13 protein-coding genes, 1 tRNA gene and 2 pseudogenes are annotated in these 13084 nt (G+C 73.8%); 4 read left to right on the plus strand and 12 right to left on the minus strand.

What is annotated here, in order from left to right:
• Window positions 1-131 precede the first annotated feature (131 nt).
• Window positions 132-731, minus strand: a complete 600-nt coding sequence (locus AB0F18_RS35795; protein ID WP_362068591.1) for a MepB family protein — start codon at window positions 729-731, stop codon at window positions 132-134.
• Window positions 732-853: 122 nt separating this feature from the next.
• Here AB0F18_RS35795 and AB0F18_RS35800 point away from each other — a divergent pair.
• The 3 genes and pseudogenes from AB0F18_RS35800 to AB0F18_RS35810 all read left to right on the plus strand — a co-directional run bounded on the left by AB0F18_RS35800 (window position 854) and on the right by AB0F18_RS35810 (window position 3030).
• Window positions 854-1746: pseudogene (locus tag AB0F18_RS35800) on the plus strand (IS982 family transposase).
• A 118-nt stretch (window positions 1747-1864) separates the two neighbouring features.
• A complete protein-coding gene (locus tag AB0F18_RS35805; RefSeq protein WP_362068594.1) occupies window positions 1865-2062 on the plus strand; it encodes a transposase in 198 nt (65 codons plus the stop codon).
• A 308-nt stretch (window positions 2063-2370) separates the two neighbouring features.
• A complete protein-coding gene (locus tag AB0F18_RS35810; RefSeq protein WP_362068596.1) occupies window positions 2371-3030 on the plus strand; it encodes a hypothetical protein in 660 nt (219 codons plus the stop codon).
• Between the two features lie 19 nt (window positions 3031-3049).
• Here AB0F18_RS35810 and AB0F18_RS35815 read toward each other — a convergent pair whose 3' ends face one another.
• The 4 genes from AB0F18_RS35815 to AB0F18_RS35830 form a co-directional block, all read right to left on the minus strand.
• Window positions 3050-3316, minus strand: a complete 267-nt coding sequence (locus AB0F18_RS35815) for a GlsB/YeaQ/YmgE family stress response membrane protein (RefSeq protein WP_358893215.1) — start codon at window positions 3314-3316, stop codon at window positions 3050-3052.
• A 68-nt stretch (window positions 3317-3384) separates the two neighbouring features.
• Window positions 3385-3681 (minus strand): hypothetical protein, encoded by a 297-nt coding sequence (locus AB0F18_RS35820; protein WP_362068599.1) that lies wholly within the window; start codon window positions 3679-3681, stop codon window positions 3385-3387.
• A gap of 5 nt (window positions 3682-3686) precedes the next feature.
• The gene (locus AB0F18_RS35825; protein ID WP_362068602.1) at window positions 3687-4556 is read right to left on the minus strand and encodes a DMT family transporter; all 870 of its coding nucleotides are present in this window, start codon (window positions 4554-4556) and stop codon (window positions 3687-3689) included.
• On the minus strand, window positions 4553-5359 hold the full coding sequence (locus tag AB0F18_RS35830; RefSeq protein ID WP_362068605.1) for a phosphatase PAP2 family protein: 807 nt from the start codon (window positions 5357-5359) through the stop codon (window positions 4553-4555). Before AB0F18_RS35830 ends, AB0F18_RS35825 begins: the two co-directional genes overlap by 4 nt.
• A gap of 172 nt (window positions 5360-5531) precedes the next feature.
• On the opposite strand from AB0F18_RS35830, the gene AB0F18_RS35835 reads away from it, so the two are divergent.
• The gene (locus AB0F18_RS35835; RefSeq protein WP_362068608.1) at window positions 5532-6161 is read left to right on the plus strand and encodes a TetR/AcrR family transcriptional regulator; all 630 of its coding nucleotides are present in this window, start codon (window positions 5532-5534) and stop codon (window positions 6159-6161) included.
• A 151-nt stretch (window positions 6162-6312) separates the two neighbouring features.
• Here the strand turns inward: AB0F18_RS35835 and AB0F18_RS35840 are convergent, their stop codons facing one another.
• From AB0F18_RS35840 to AB0F18_RS35870, 7 genes and pseudogenes are all read right to left on the minus strand, one after another.
• Entirely contained in the window at window positions 6313-6858 is a 546-nt protein-coding gene (locus AB0F18_RS35840) for a TerD family protein (RefSeq protein ID WP_362068611.1), read from the minus strand.
• A 106-nt stretch (window positions 6859-6964) separates the two neighbouring features.
• On the minus strand, window positions 6965-8170 hold the full coding sequence (locus AB0F18_RS35845) for a VWA-like domain-containing protein (protein WP_362068614.1): 1206 nt from the start codon (window positions 8168-8170) through the stop codon (window positions 6965-6967).
• 17 nt (window positions 8171-8187) lie between these two features.
• Window positions 8188-9372 carry an AAA family ATPase gene (locus AB0F18_RS35850; RefSeq protein ID WP_362068623.1) on the minus strand — a complete coding sequence of 395 codons (1185 nt, stop codon included), beginning with the start codon at window positions 9370-9372 and terminating at the stop codon, window positions 8188-8190.
• Between the two features lie 11 nt (window positions 9373-9383).
• The gene (locus AB0F18_RS35855) at window positions 9384-11222 is read right to left on the minus strand and encodes an ankyrin repeat domain-containing protein (protein ID WP_362068617.1); all 1839 of its coding nucleotides are present in this window, start codon (window positions 11220-11222) and stop codon (window positions 9384-9386) included.
• On the minus strand, window positions 11219-12370 hold the full coding sequence (locus AB0F18_RS35860; protein ID WP_362068620.1) for a gala protein: 1152 nt from the start codon (window positions 12368-12370) through the stop codon (window positions 11219-11221). Before AB0F18_RS35860 ends, AB0F18_RS35855 begins: the two co-directional genes overlap by 4 nt.
• A 108-nt stretch (window positions 12371-12478) precedes the next feature.
• A tRNA-Arg gene (locus AB0F18_RS35865) sits at window positions 12479-12551 on the minus strand.
• Between the two features lie 63 nt (window positions 12552-12614).
• Window positions 12615-13084: pseudogene (locus AB0F18_RS35870) on the minus strand (hypothetical protein); the annotation flags it as partial.

The raw sequence follows: 13084 nt of genomic DNA on the forward strand, positions 1-13084 counted from the left end.
GCCACCCGCTACGACAAGACCGCCCAGTCCTACAAGGCAGCCATCACCCTCGCATCGATCCTGATGTGGGCCTGACACTTTGACGACAACCCCTAGACGAGTCATTCCGAATGATCAGTGGTCGTAGGCGATCAGTGGTGGTGTGACGGCTGGCCGATGCCAGCACTGTCCTGCGGGTGGTAGAGCTCTTGGGCGCGGGCCAGGTTGATGGGCCCGTCCTGGTGCAGGTGCAGGAAAAAGTCCAGCTGCCACGCTTGCGTACTGCTGGCCTGGCGGTTGGCAGGGGTCACCCAGGGCGGGTAGATGCGAAAGGCTCGTTTCCCACCTGAACCGTTTGCTGATACAACGCCGTACTGGCGGAGCGCGTCCATGGGAAAGACGAACTGGCCGAAGTTGTGATCGTCGCGGGTGCTGATGACAAAGAGGTCGACGGGGTCCGTGGCATCGAAGGGCTGGATGGGCCCGGCCGGGGACCTCTTCCAGACAGTGACGAACTGACCGGCCTTGGTGGGGGTCGTCTTGGCGGCGCGAAACCGGACGGCGAGACCGTCGAGGGTGAACTGGTAGGCGGCATACTCGGCACTCTCGGCTTCGGGGACTGGCTGCGAGCAGGCAAATCCGCAGCGGTCGTAGACGAGCGCCTTCGCCGCGATGAGATCTCCGTGGGCCGGGGCGGTGCCCAGCCACGGTTCCGGGCGGAGATCGGCTGACTGCTTGCGGTCCGTGGTCATTTTTCCACTCTGTCACGGGCGGTTTGACGCAGTCGGCTTGACCGGGGACGTCGCTCTCGTTGAAGTGATCAGAATAGTGACGGTGTGTCCGGGAACGCGGGCAGGGCGTCCAAGATCGTTGTGTGACGAACAACCTGGACGCCCTGCTGACCGCACTCTACGTGAAGATCGACGACGAGATCGGAAGCCTCCGATGGCTGGGGCGGCCACCGCGGCTGACGGACTCCGAGCTGGTTACCCTCGCCGTCGCGCAGGCACTGCTGGGCTTCACCTCGGAGTCTCGGTGGCTGCGGTTCGTGGAATCACGGCTGGGTGCGATGTTCCCGTACGTGCCCAGGCAGCCGGGCTGGAACAAGCGACTGAGGGCCGCATTGCCGCTGGTCAAGAAGGCGATACGGCTGCTGGCGACGGACACGGACTTCTGGTTCGACAACCACTGGATTGTCGACTCCACTCCGGTGGAATGCGGCCGCTCGCGTCCAACAGTGAAGCGGTCGGACCTGGCCGGCTGGGCCGGATACGGGTACTGCGCCAGCCACAGCCGGTTCTTCTGGGGCCTCCGCCTGTTCCTGGTCTGCACCCCGGCCGGCATGCCGATCCTGTGGGCCCTGGCGAACCCGAAGATCGACGAACGCGAGGTGCTGACCGCGATGCTGGGCCGCGAACCGGAGACGGTCACGGAGCGGCCGGGGCTCCTGGTCATCTCAGACAAGGGCTTCGCCTCAAATGAGTTCGAGGCCGGCCTGGCCCTGCGTGGCGCCGAGTTGCTACGACCGACGTTCAAACGCGAGAACAAGCGCAAGGGCGAGAGCCTCCTCAAGACAGTGCGGCAGCTGATCGAGTCGGTCAACGACCGCTCAAAGGACAGCTCGACCTGGAACGGCACGGAGGCCGGACCTTCGAGGGCGTCGCCGTCCGCGTCGCTCAGCGCATACTCGCGATGGCCGCGGCGATCTGGCACAACCACAAGACAGGCCAACCCGTCACACGATCCCTAATCGCCTACGACCACTAACGATCATTCGGAATGACTCGTCTGGGGTCTGTCGCGAAAGTGGATCTTGGATTGCGATGATCATGGTGTGGCGCGAGGGGATCTGACTGACCGGTAGTGGGCTCGGCTGGAGTCGTTGTTGCCTGCGGGGAAGAAGCAGGGGCGGCCGCGGACGTGGACGCGTCGGCAGTTGATCGACGGGATACGGTGGCGGACCCGGGCAGGCGCGCCGTGGCGGGACGTCCCTGAACGGTACGGCCCCTGGGACCGGATCTACGATCTGCTCCGCAGGTGGCAGCGCGACGGCACCTGGAAGCTCATCCTTGAGCAGTTGTAGGTCCAGGCCGACGCGAAGGGCCTGATCACCTGGGACGTGAGCGCGGACTCGATCGTCTGCCGCGCGCACCAGCACGCCGCCGGTGCGCGTAAAAAAGGTCTGCAGCCCGAGCCTCCCGGAGGGATCGACACAGAGCCGGACGATCACGGGCCGACCAGGTCCGCAACCGCAAGAAGCTCGGATCCCGGGGCGGTCGGCCGCCGGCCTTCGACAAGGAGGACTACAAGGAGCGCCACGCCGTGGAGTGCGGGATCAACCGGCTGAAACGACACCGCGCGGTCCAGCGGTGATCTGCCACTCTGGGGCGGGTGCTGCTCAAACTGACGGGCTCCAGCTGCTCGGGGAAGACGACCATCGCCCTTGCCGTGGGCGAACGGCTCGGCGGGATCGTCGTGCACGACTTCGACGAACTCGGTGTTCCGGACGATGCGGACCGGATCTGGCGGAACCGCACGACCGAAATGTGGTCGTGCCGTGCGCTGGAGTACCAGCGGCGCGGACTCGACCTGCTCCTGACCGGACAATCCCCGCTCGGTGAAGTCCTGGCCGCTCCTTCGGCACCGCTACTGGAGGGAATCGCGGTGTGTCTGGTCGACGTGTCCGACCAGGTCAGGCGCCGCAGACTCACGGAACGCGATCCGGGCCGGTGGGACACACCGGCTGTCGAAGCCTTTCTCGGCTGGGCCGACTGGCATCGCAAGCACGCCCAGGACCCCCGGTACCGGCCCGACGTCATCACCGACGACAGCTGGTCCGACATGGTCTGGGACCGCTGGACCGACTGGCCCGCTACTGACCGGCGATGGTCCACTCATCTGATCGACACCACGGACCGGTCCCTCGCGGACTCCACCGATCAGGTGGAGCTTTGGGTGGCCAACCAGCGCGAGGCCTTGCGGTCAGGCCACCTCGGGCTGTCACAGGGCTGGTCGGATCGGGCACTTCCCGAAGGAAGCCCCAAGCCCTGACCCACTTTCGCAACAGGCCCTAGTCGCGGGAGTTGCCGAACAGGATGCGGTAGCCGATGAGCAGGACGAGGGAGCCCGCGATGGCGGAGCCCCAGGTGGCGAGGTCGAAGAAGTGGTTCTGGATCGGGCGGTCCAGGAACTTGGCGGAGAGCCAGCCGCCGATGAAGGCGCCCGCGACGCCGATGAGGGTGGTGCCGATGAGGCCGCCGGGGTCCCGGCCGGGCAGCAGGATCTTGGCGATGCCTCCGGCCAGCAGGCCCAGGACGATCCAGCCGATGATGCCCATGGTCGTTCACTCCGCTCGTTGGTGTGCGTCCTACGGGTGGGAGGACGCAGGCGGGGTGCCGGCGGTTCTCAGCGCCGGCGGGCGCGCAGCAGCGCGGTGGCCAGGGCGGCGGCCGCCAGGGTGCCGGCGCCGGCCGTCGCGAGGCCGCCCCGTGAGCGGTAGGCGAACAGGGAGTGGGTGGAGCAGGCTGAGAAGGCGGAGCCCCTGCTCAGCCAGGAGGCCGCCGAGCCGATCGAGAGGGCGGACCCGACGGAGCCGATGGACAGCACGCTGCCCGCCGAGCCGATGGAGAGCACGGAGCCCACCGAGCCGATGGACAGCACGGAGTGGCGGGACCACAGGGAGAGGTACGAACGCTCGGCCATGGCGATCATGCTGTCACATGGCCGGCCGGTACGGTGCGGCTTTCGGCGGCCCGGTCGCCCGGCGTGGTGCGGGTCAGCAGCAGGACCCCGCGGGTGGCCGCGAGGGCCCCGGCCACGGCGAGGAGGATCCCCAGGGCCCCGCCCTGGAGGCGTTCGCCGAGCAGGACCATGCCGATGACGGCCGCCGCGAGCGGGTTGGCCAGGTTGACCACGGCGAGCGGGGCGCCGAGCCCGCCCCGGTAGGCCCGCTGCGAGAGCAGCATCCCGCCGACGGCGAAGACCACGACGAGCAGGGCCACGGTGACCACCCGGACGCTCAGCAGGGAGCCGCCGCGCCCTCCCGCCACGGCGACGGTCTGGGTCAAGGCGGAGGCGACGGCCGAGGCCAGCCCGGAGGCGGTGGCGTGGCGCAGCCCCGGGCCGGGGTCCTTGCGGGCGGTGAGCAGGGCGATCACGGCCAGGGTGGCCCCGGAGACGGCGAGGGCCTCAACGAGGGTGAGGGTGTCGTCGGGGGCCGGGCCGGAGGCGGGGAGCAGCAGCAGGCCGAGCCCGGTCACGGTGGCCAGGGTGCCGCGCCACTCGGTGGCGGCGACCCGCCGCCCGGCGCCGCGCGCGCCCAGCGGGACGGCGGCCACGAGGGTGAGCGCGCCGAGGGGCTGGACCAGGGTGAGCGGGCCGTAGCGCAGGGCGGCGGCGTGCAGCAGCGCGGCGGCGGCGTTCAGCCCGGCCGACCACCACCAGGCGCCGTTGCCGAGCAGGTCGCGGGCGGTGCGGGCGACGGCCCGGCGGGCGAGCCGCTCCTGGGCGACGGCGGCGGCCGCGTAGGTGACGGCGGAGGCGAGGCAGAGCGCGACGGCGAGCAGGGTGGCGTTCACCGCTCACCTCCGGCGGGGACGGCCAGGGGCACCGCCGCGACGGGCTCCGCGGTCCGGCGCGGGCGCGGGAGGTTCCCTACCGCCGGGGCACCGGTGCGGGCCGCGGGGCGCGGGACCATCAGGAGGGCCGCGCCGAGCAGCAGGGTCGCCACGATCGCGTCGGCCCAGTAGTGGTTGGCGGTGCCCACGATCACCAGCAGCGTGGCGAGGGGGTGCAGCAGCCACAGGGCCCGCCCCCGCGAGCGGGTCGCGGCGATCATCCCGAGGGCCAGCATCAGCGCCCAGCCGAAGTGCAGCGAGGGCATCGCGGCGAACTGGTTGGCCATGGTGTCGGCGGCCGGGGCGGCCCGGTAGACGGTGGGCCCGTAGACCTGCCCGGTGTCCACCAGGCCGGCGGCGTCGAGCATCCGCGGGGGCGCGAGGGGGAAGGCGAGGTGGAGGGCGAGGGCGGCGCCGGTCAGGACCGCGAGCGTCCGGCGGGTCCACAGGTAGTGGCTGGGGCGGCGCAGGTACAGCCAGACGAGGAACAGGACGGTCGCCGGGAAGTGCACGGCCGCGTAGTAGGTGTTCGCGGCGTGGACGACGCCGTCCGAATGGAGCAGCAGCCGCTGTACGGCCCCCTCGCCGGGCAGGTGCAGGGCGCGCTCGGCGTCCCACACCCGGCCGGCGTTGCGGAAGGCCTCGTCGGTGCGGCCCGTCGAGAGCATCCGGCCCGCCTTGTACACGGCGAACAGGCCCGCGACGAGCAGGAGCTCGCGTATGAGCCGGCGCCCTGGCCGTGTGGGTGTGGTGTGGGAGGTCATCCCCCGGTCTCACTTTCGGGTGGAGCGGCTTTCGGTCGGACCGTTTCCGATCGACACGCCAGTGTATCGATACATTCGCGTATCGATACGATGGTGTAGCGATAAGCCTCCGGGGCCGTACACTCGGAGCACGGACCCGCCACCCAGGAGCACGCGAGGAGAGCCGCACCCCATGACGTCCACGCCGCAGGCCACCGCGCGCCGCTCCAAGATCACCCCGGAGCGCGAGCAGGAGTTCTACGACGCCGTCCTGGACCAGCTGCGCGAGCACGGCTACGAGGCCCTCACCATGGAGGGCGTGGCCGCGCGGGCCTGCTGCGGCAAGTCGACGCTCTACCGGCAGTGGAAGACCAAACCCCAGCTGGTCGCGGCCGCCCTGCGCGCGAGCCGTGCCCGCCGTGGCGAGCGGACGCTGGCCGACGTGGACACCGGGAACCTGGCGGGCGACCTGCGCGAGGCCGCCCGGATCGCGGCCGGCACCTCCGGACGCGACACCCGGCTCACCCAGGCCCTCGGGAACGCGGTGCTCAGCGACGAGGAGCTGCAGCGCGCGCTGCGCGAGGCGCTGATCGAGCCCGAGCTGGCGGCCTTCGACGCGATCGTGGCGCGGGCCGTGGCGCGCGGGGAGATCACACCGGACCACCCGGCCGTGGAGTTCCTGCCGGCGCAGCTGATGGGCGTCATGCGGATCCGGCCGGTGCTGGAGGGCCGGTACGCGGACGCCGACTACCTGGTCAGGTTCGTCGACTCGGCCCTGCTGCCCGCTCTGGGCATCGGCCGGGCGGACCATCCGGCCACCTGAACCGGTGGGCCGCCGTTCCCGATGACCGGACGGCGACCCGCCCGCGCTGCCTCGTGGGGACGGCGGCAGCGCGCCACCCGGACGGGTCGGCGGCCCTCCCGAACAGGGGGACCGCCGACCCGTCCGGTACGGACTTCCCCGCGCGCGGGATTCAGCCCCGGGCGACGCCCATGACCCGGGTGTACTCCTGCGGGTCCGCGCCGAAGCCGCGGGTCCGGGCGTCCAGCGACCAGCCGCCCGCGCCGTCCCGGACGAACTCGGCGACGGTGGCCGCGGTGGCCCCGGCGAGCTCCGCGAGGTCGGTGGCGGCGAGGTCGGTGTAGCCCTCGCGGATCCGCAGCCCCTTGCCGGCGACGGCGGCGAAGTCGGTACGGCCGGGCGTGCCCGCCGGACCCGGGTCCTGGATCACCACACCGACCACCACCCGGCCCAGCTCGGGCGCCAGCCGGTCCAGTTCGAGGATCATCACCTCGTCCCAGCCGAAGCCCTGACCGTTGCGGCTGTCCCGGTCGAGGGTGATGGTGCCGTCGGGGGCGCGGCTGCCGAAGTGCACGAGGTACACCGGCTGCCCGTACGGGTCGGAGGCGGAGAAGACACCGGCGACGAGGTCCAGGTCGTGCGCGGCGGTACCGGCCGGGCTGGGGTCCCAGCGCAGGGATATCTCCACCTTGGCCAGGCTCTTGCGTACTCCGGTCACCGGACTCCCCCTCCGCTCGGCCGCTCTGGCCCGTGCTGCCCGGCCATGCTCCCACGCGTTCGTGATCACCGGCCGGACCACCGTACAGAACCGGCCAGTTCGCCGGTCAGCGCGCCGGGGCCACCCGTACGGTCTCCACCCAGGCCGGCGGCTGCGGCGCGTCCGGGCCGATCAGCGCGGCGATGACCCGGCAGGGCAGGGAGCCCTCGGGCCACGGGGTGTACCCGTCGGTGAGGACCACGACGATGTTCGGCCGGTCCGGCACGGCCAGCGCGGCGGCGATGCCCACCCGCATGTCGGTGCCGCCGCCCCCGGCGAGGGTCACCTGCTGGGCGCTGGTCACCCGGTTCACGGCCTGTACGTCGGCGTCGCAGGCCAGTACGGCGACCCGGTTGCCGCCGACGCCGACCTCCCGCAGCACTCCGGTCACCTCGCCGAGCGCGGCGGCGAGTTCCTCGTCGCCCATGGAGCCGGAGGTGTCGACGACGATCGCGACCCGGGGCAGCGGCCGGCGCAGGCTCGGCAGTACCACCTTGCCGCCCAGCGCGGGGGTGCGGCGCGAGGGGCGGCGGTAGGTGTAGTCCACCGCTCCGCCCGCCCAGGCCGCGGCCTCGCGCACCGCCCCCGTCAGGGCGCGCCGCCAGTCCACGACGGGCTCCAGCACCTGCTCCGCCCAGCGCTCCCACCCGGCGGGCAGGCTGCCGCGGCCCCGGGTGCGCCGGTGGGCGCGCATGGCCTGGGCGGTCGTCCGGCGCAGGGCCTCCGCCTCCACCGGGCCGATCCGGGCGGTGGTGCCGTCGTCGCCGAGCTCCCAGGAGCCGGGCACTCCGTGCGCCCCCGAGCCGCAGTCCACGGCGTGGTGCGGGGGCGTGTGCGGGATGGCGGGCAGGTAGCCCTCGAACAGCCCGCCCGTGGGGAGGCCGAAACGGCCCGGTTCCATCCGGCCCTCGGGCAGCCGGAGCCCGTCGGCGAGGAGGTCGTCGTTGATCTCGCAGTCCTGGGCGATGTTGATCCGCAGCGGATCGCGCTGGTCGGCGGCGGGGAGCCGGTCGGCGCGGCCGTGGTGGTCGCGCAGCAGGTGGGCGACCTCGTGGATCCACACCCCGGCCAGCTCGGGGACCGGGGTCTCCTCGACGAAGGCGGGCGAGACGTAGCAGCGCCAGTGCCGGTCGACGCCCATCGTGCGCACGCCGCCCGGCCCCGGGGACGGGACGACGGTCAGCGCGTACAGGGCGGAGGCCAGGTAGGGCCGGGCCTCCGCGGCCGAGTAGCGGGCGGCGAGCAGCTTGGCCCGGTCGAGGGGGCGGTCCACCGGTGCGGCCCGCCCGGTCAGTCGGCGCCGGGGAGGGCCCCGGCCAGCTGGAGCAGTTCCACGAAGGCGTCGATCCCGGCGGGTACGGGCCAGGACGGTTCGCGCATCGCGGCGAGGTCGGCGGCGGCCCGCGCGGCCACGTCGGGCACGCCCGCGTCGACGGCCTTGGCGAGCACCGCCCAGCCGGCCTCCCAGCGGGGCCGGGTGGGTTCGCTCTGCACGGCGGCCACGACCGCGATGAGGAAGGCCAGCTGACGGTCGCCGCGCTTGGGCAGGGCGAAGGCGTCGGGGTCGGCCAGCACCTTCTCCGGGTCGGGCAGGTCGAGGTTGTCCAGGTAGGTCAGCAGCTCCAGGCCCGCGCCGTCGCCGACGGCCCCGGTGAGCGCGGCGGACAGCGCCTCGCGGCCCGCTCCGGCCGCGTAGCCGGTGGCCAGCAGGCGCAGGGCCATCTCCCAGGTGCGCGGGGAGGGCCAGGCCCGGCCGCGGCACTCGGCGTCGTTCGGCATGTGGTGGACGAGGCCGGGGCGGGCCGTGAGGAAGCCGGAGATCACGCCGCGGGCGCGGGCGGCCGCCCCGGAGGCGCGGGCCGGGTCGACGGCGGGCAGGGCCGTCTCGGGCCAGGTCCCGGCCATGCCGCGGGCGACCGTACGGGCGTCGTGGGTCCAGTCGAGGTGGACGAAGCGGTTGGCGAGCGGCGGGCTGAGGTGCCAGCCGTCGGCCGCGCTGGACGGCGGGTTGGCCGCCGCGACGATCCGTACGGACGCGGGCAGTTCGAGGCTTCCCACGCGGCGTTCGAGGACCACGCGCAGCAGGGCCGCCTGTACGGCGGGCGGGGCGGAGGACAGCTCGTCGAAGAACAGCAGTCCGTGCCCGGTGCGGGCCAGGCGCACCGCCCAGTCCGGCGGGGCCATCGGCACGCCGGTGGTGGCGGGGTCGTCGCCGACGATGGGCAGTCCGGCGAAGTCCGAGGGCTCGTGGACGCTGGCGATGACGGTCTCCAGCCGGACCCCGAGGGCGGCCGCGAGCCGTTCCATGCCGGCGGACTTGCCGATGCCGGGCTCACCCCATAGCAGGACCGGCTGATTGGCCGTCACCGCCAGGGCCAGGGCCTCCAGTTGGGGGTTGGCTGCGGGTTCGGTGCGGGTGGCGCCCAGCCGGGCGTTGAGGGCGTCGGCGGCGGCCAGCGCGGGCGCGGGCCGCATGGGTGCGGTGGTCACGCCGTCACCACCGTCCCGCCGTCGGCGGGGTCGCCGACCGCCGCGTAGCCGTCTTCGTCGAAGTCCTCGTCATCGGACCATTCGTCGCGCTCGTCCATGAACTCCTCGTACTCGCCGGAGCCGAGGACGGGGTGCCGTTCCTCCACCAGCTCCTTGAGGAAGGCCAGGTCGGTCCGCTTGTAGCGGCGCACGACCTGGTCCAGCGACAGCTCCAGGTCGTCGACGACGTCGATCCGGGCGCCGGCCGCGAGGAGGGCGCGGACCAGGGAGGCGGTGCCGCCGTTCTGGACGGCGCACTGGAGGGGGGTGCGGCGGTTGTCGTCCTGCTGTTCCAGGTCGAGTCCGGCCTCCAGGAGCCGGGGCAGCAGTTCCTCGTGGCGTACGAAGGACAGCAGGTGCAGCAGGCCCTGGCCGCGGCCGTTGCGCACGCGGGGGTCGAGGCCCGCGTCGAGCAGCGCGAGGACGCCGGGGGTGTCGCCGTGCCGGACGCGTTCGAGCAGCTCGCGCCGCTCGGCCCGCAGGGCGCGCGGGAGGCGGCCCTCGCCGGTGGTCCAGGCCTCGCGCACGGCGAAGCAGCCCGAGATGGCGCCGCCGAACGCGCGCAGGGCGCGCTCGCGCTGCTGCTCCTCGGCGGTGTGCGGGAGTTCGAGTTCGCCGCCGCGCGAGCGCACCTCGTGCCACTCGCCGACGCAGCGCACCCGTACGGGCCGCGGCGCGGCGGGGCCGGGCGGCCCGGCCGCCGGGCCGGCGCCGGGGAAGAGGGCGTCGGCGACGAGCGGGTGCAGCTCGTGCGGGGCGGTCCGGCCGCTGCGGACGAGGTACGGGTCGGGCAGCGGCTGCCAGGCGTGGTCGGGCAGCCGAATGGTGCCCGGCAGGTCGTCGCCGTCGGCGAGGCGCGCCCGCAGGGCGTCGCCGGTGCCGGGGGCGGCGGGCTCCAGGAGCAGGCTGCCGCGCCAGTCCGGGGCGAGGATGAAGCGGGCGTCCGCAACCGCGCCGGCGAGGCTCCGGATCGCGGCCGCCAGAGCGGTCAGGTCCAGGGCGACCGACCTCAGGACCGCCTCGGGGTTGTCCCTGCGGTACGAGCGCCGGCGGCTCTCGCGGGGCGTGAGGTCCAGTTCGATCCCGGCTGCGGCGAAGGCCCCGACGACGTCCCCGCGCCGGTGCAGCACGGCGGCCCACTCCGCGCGTGCGGCGGGGTCCGCGGCTCCGGGGGCGGCGTCGGGCAGCTCGCCGTCCGGGAGCGGGGTGCCGTCGGGTCGGAAGAAGGGGAGCCGGTCCGATGCTCCGGCCCGGGAACGCAGCTCCGCCGTGTGCCGGGAGTCCCACAACCAGCGGGCGGCGGTCCAGTCCTCGGTGACCCAGCTCGCATAGGCATGGCGCCGCTTCGCCTGGTCGACCGGCCCGCAGTGCAGCCGCAGCCGCTGGGGGCCGTCCACCATGGCGCGGGTGGTGACGTACAGGACGGGGGCGTCGGCCTGCGCACCGTAACGGGCCAGCAGCACGCGCCGGTTGGGGGCGAGGACGGTCCGGCCGCCCAGCACCCGGGGCAGGTGCCAGCGCACCAGGTCGGGGACGAGGTGCAGCAGGTCGGCCTCCACGGCGCCGGCGACGGCGGTCCCGTACGCCGGGGCGAGCGCGGTCAGGTCGACGGTGACCTCGACGCCGGCGGCCGCGCAGGCGGCGCGCCAGTCCCCGGCCAGGCGGTGCGCGGTGGCCCGCTCGATCATCCAGCGGGGCACGGCGTAGCGGCGGATCCGCTGCCAGCTGGCGGCGTCCTCGTTCGTCAGGGCGCCGGGCGGCAGGTCGGCGAGGGGCTCCTCGCTGGGCGCGCTCACCGGTACACGCTGCCGATGGCCCGCAGGTCCGGGTGGCCGGCCGGGGCGGGGCGCAGCCGCTCGGCGAAGGAGCGCTTGAGGCGGCGGGGGGTGCCGGGGCCGAGGCCGACGTGCTCCAGGGGGCAGTCCTCGGGCAGTGCGGCCAGCAGGCGCTTGGCGCCGCGGCCGGTGATGCCGGTGTGCCGCAGCTCCAGGCGGCGCAGCGGGCTGCCGGGCAGGGCGTCGGCCAGGGCGTACGCGCCCTCGTCGCCGGTGGCGTTGCCGGTGGAGCCGAGGCTGCGCTCGGACATGACCCGGCCGAGGTCCAGGGACTCGATCCCGCCGAGGGCTCCGGCCAGGGCGCGGGCTCCGGCCACGCCGATGCCGTTGCCGCCGAGGCCCAGGCGCACCGGGCGGTCGGGGCCGGCTTCGGCCGCGGCGGCCGCCAGGACGGCGGCGCCCTCGTCGCCGAGGTGGTTGGCGGGGACGTACAGCTCGCGGACGCTGGCCTCGCGGATGAGGGAGGCGAGCAGCGGGGCCGCTTCGGCGGTGAGGCCGTTGCCGCCGAGGTAGATCCGTTCCAGCGGGGTCTCGCGGGTGCGCAGGGCGTCCAGGAGGAGGCGTACGCCCTCGGCGCCGATGCCGGTGTTGACGAGGTCGAGGGTGCGCAGCGCGGTGTTGCGGCGCAGCAGCGCGGCGAGGGTGCGGGCCCCGTCCTCCCGGACCGGGTTCCGCTTGAGCCAGAGGGCGCGGACGGCGGTGTCCTCGGCGAGGGCGCCGGCGAGGGCGAGCACGCCGTCGGGGCCGATGCGGTTGCAGCCGAGGTAGAGGGTGTGGAGGCCGTGCTCCGGGCCGGTCGCGGTGAGGGCGGCGGCGAGGGTGCGGGCGCCTTCGTCGGCGATGGAGTTGGTGCCGAGGAGCAGGTGCGCGGCGTGCGGGGAGGCGGTGGCGACGGGCAGCAGGCGGGCGGCGCCGGCGGGGCCGAGGCCCTGCTTGCACAGGTCGACGCGGCCGTCGGCGCGCAGGGTGCCGAGGGGGAAGGTCTCGTCGGTCTCGACGGGCCGGTCCTGCGCGAGGCGGTCGAGCAGCGGGTCGAGGCCCGCCGGATCGGCGAGCGGCAGATCCGGGTGCTCGATCGCGGGGCACCGTACGGGCGTCGGCCGTGTCATCACCACTCCACCGGTTCCTTCGCCGGCTCCCGGCGACCGATCACATCGTGTACACCCGCCATGACGGCACGGCGGGGTCCGCCGCGCCCTCGTGGCGGGAAGAAGACGCAAGACCGGTCGGATTCGAACCGACGTCCTCCAGCTCGATGCTTGGGCGCGACGACCTCTGCGCTACGGCCTTGCTGCGGTGATCATAGCGGCTCCCTGGCCGGAAATCGATCACCAGTTTGAATAGACCGGGCGGCTACCAGTCGCCGTCCTGGACGGGGTCGCCCGGGCGCGGCGCGTTCCCGAGGTGCTTGACCTGGCCCGGGACCGGCGGTGCCCACGGCGTGTGGTCCTCGCCCAGCCAGTCGCCCACGGGCTTGACCCCGGCCAGCGGGCCGGCGGCGGGCAGGTCGGTTCCGGTTTCGTCGTAGTAGTCGTACCAGGGCAGTCCGGCCCGGGTGTAGGCGGCCCGGTCCACGGGAGAGGGCGGGGCGTCCTCCCCGGTGATACGGCGCCACTCGGGCGGGGTCACCAGGTGGACGAAGATCCGCGCGGCCGGGGTGTCCGCCCAGGCCGAGAGCTTCCGGTCGTCGCGGTAGACCTCCTGGCGCATCGATCCGCCGACCCCGAGCCCCATCGCCGGAGCCGCGGGCCGCGGGGCGGCCATGCCCATCGGCGGCGCCGACGGCATCGACGCCGAGGGCGGCGGCGGCGCCCCGTAGCCCC

Source organism: Streptomyces sp. NPDC029216, assembly GCF_040648015.1.
Classification (GTDB): domain Bacteria; phylum Actinomycetota; class Actinomycetes; order Streptomycetales; family Streptomycetaceae; genus Streptomyces.

Coding starts and splice junctions, on each gene's coding strand:
- AB0F18_RS35795 (WP_362068591.1), bottom strand. CDS start 731: ATGACCACGGACCGCAAGCAGTCAGCCGATCTCCGCCCGGAACCGTGG.
- AB0F18_RS35815 (WP_358893215.1), bottom strand. CDS start 3,316: ATGGGCATCATCGGCTGGATCGTCCTGGGCCTGCTGGCCGGAGGCATC.
- AB0F18_RS35820 (WP_362068599.1), bottom strand. CDS start 3,681: ATGGCCGAGCGTTCGTACCTCTCCCTGTGGTCCCGCCACTCCGTGCTG.
- AB0F18_RS35830 (WP_362068605.1), bottom strand. CDS start 5,359: ATGACCTCCCACACCACACCCACACGGCCAGGGCGCCGGCTCATACGC.
- AB0F18_RS35835 (WP_362068608.1), top strand. CDS start 5,532: ATGACGTCCACGCCGCAGGCCACCGCGCGCCGCTCCAAGATCACCCCG.
- AB0F18_RS35850 (WP_362068623.1), bottom strand. CDS start 9,372: ATGCGGCCCGCGCCCGCGCTGGCCGCCGCCGACGCCCTCAACGCCCGG.
- AB0F18_RS35860 (WP_362068620.1), bottom strand. CDS start 12,370: ATGACACGGCCGACGCCCGTACGGTGCCCCGCGATCGAGCACCCGGAT.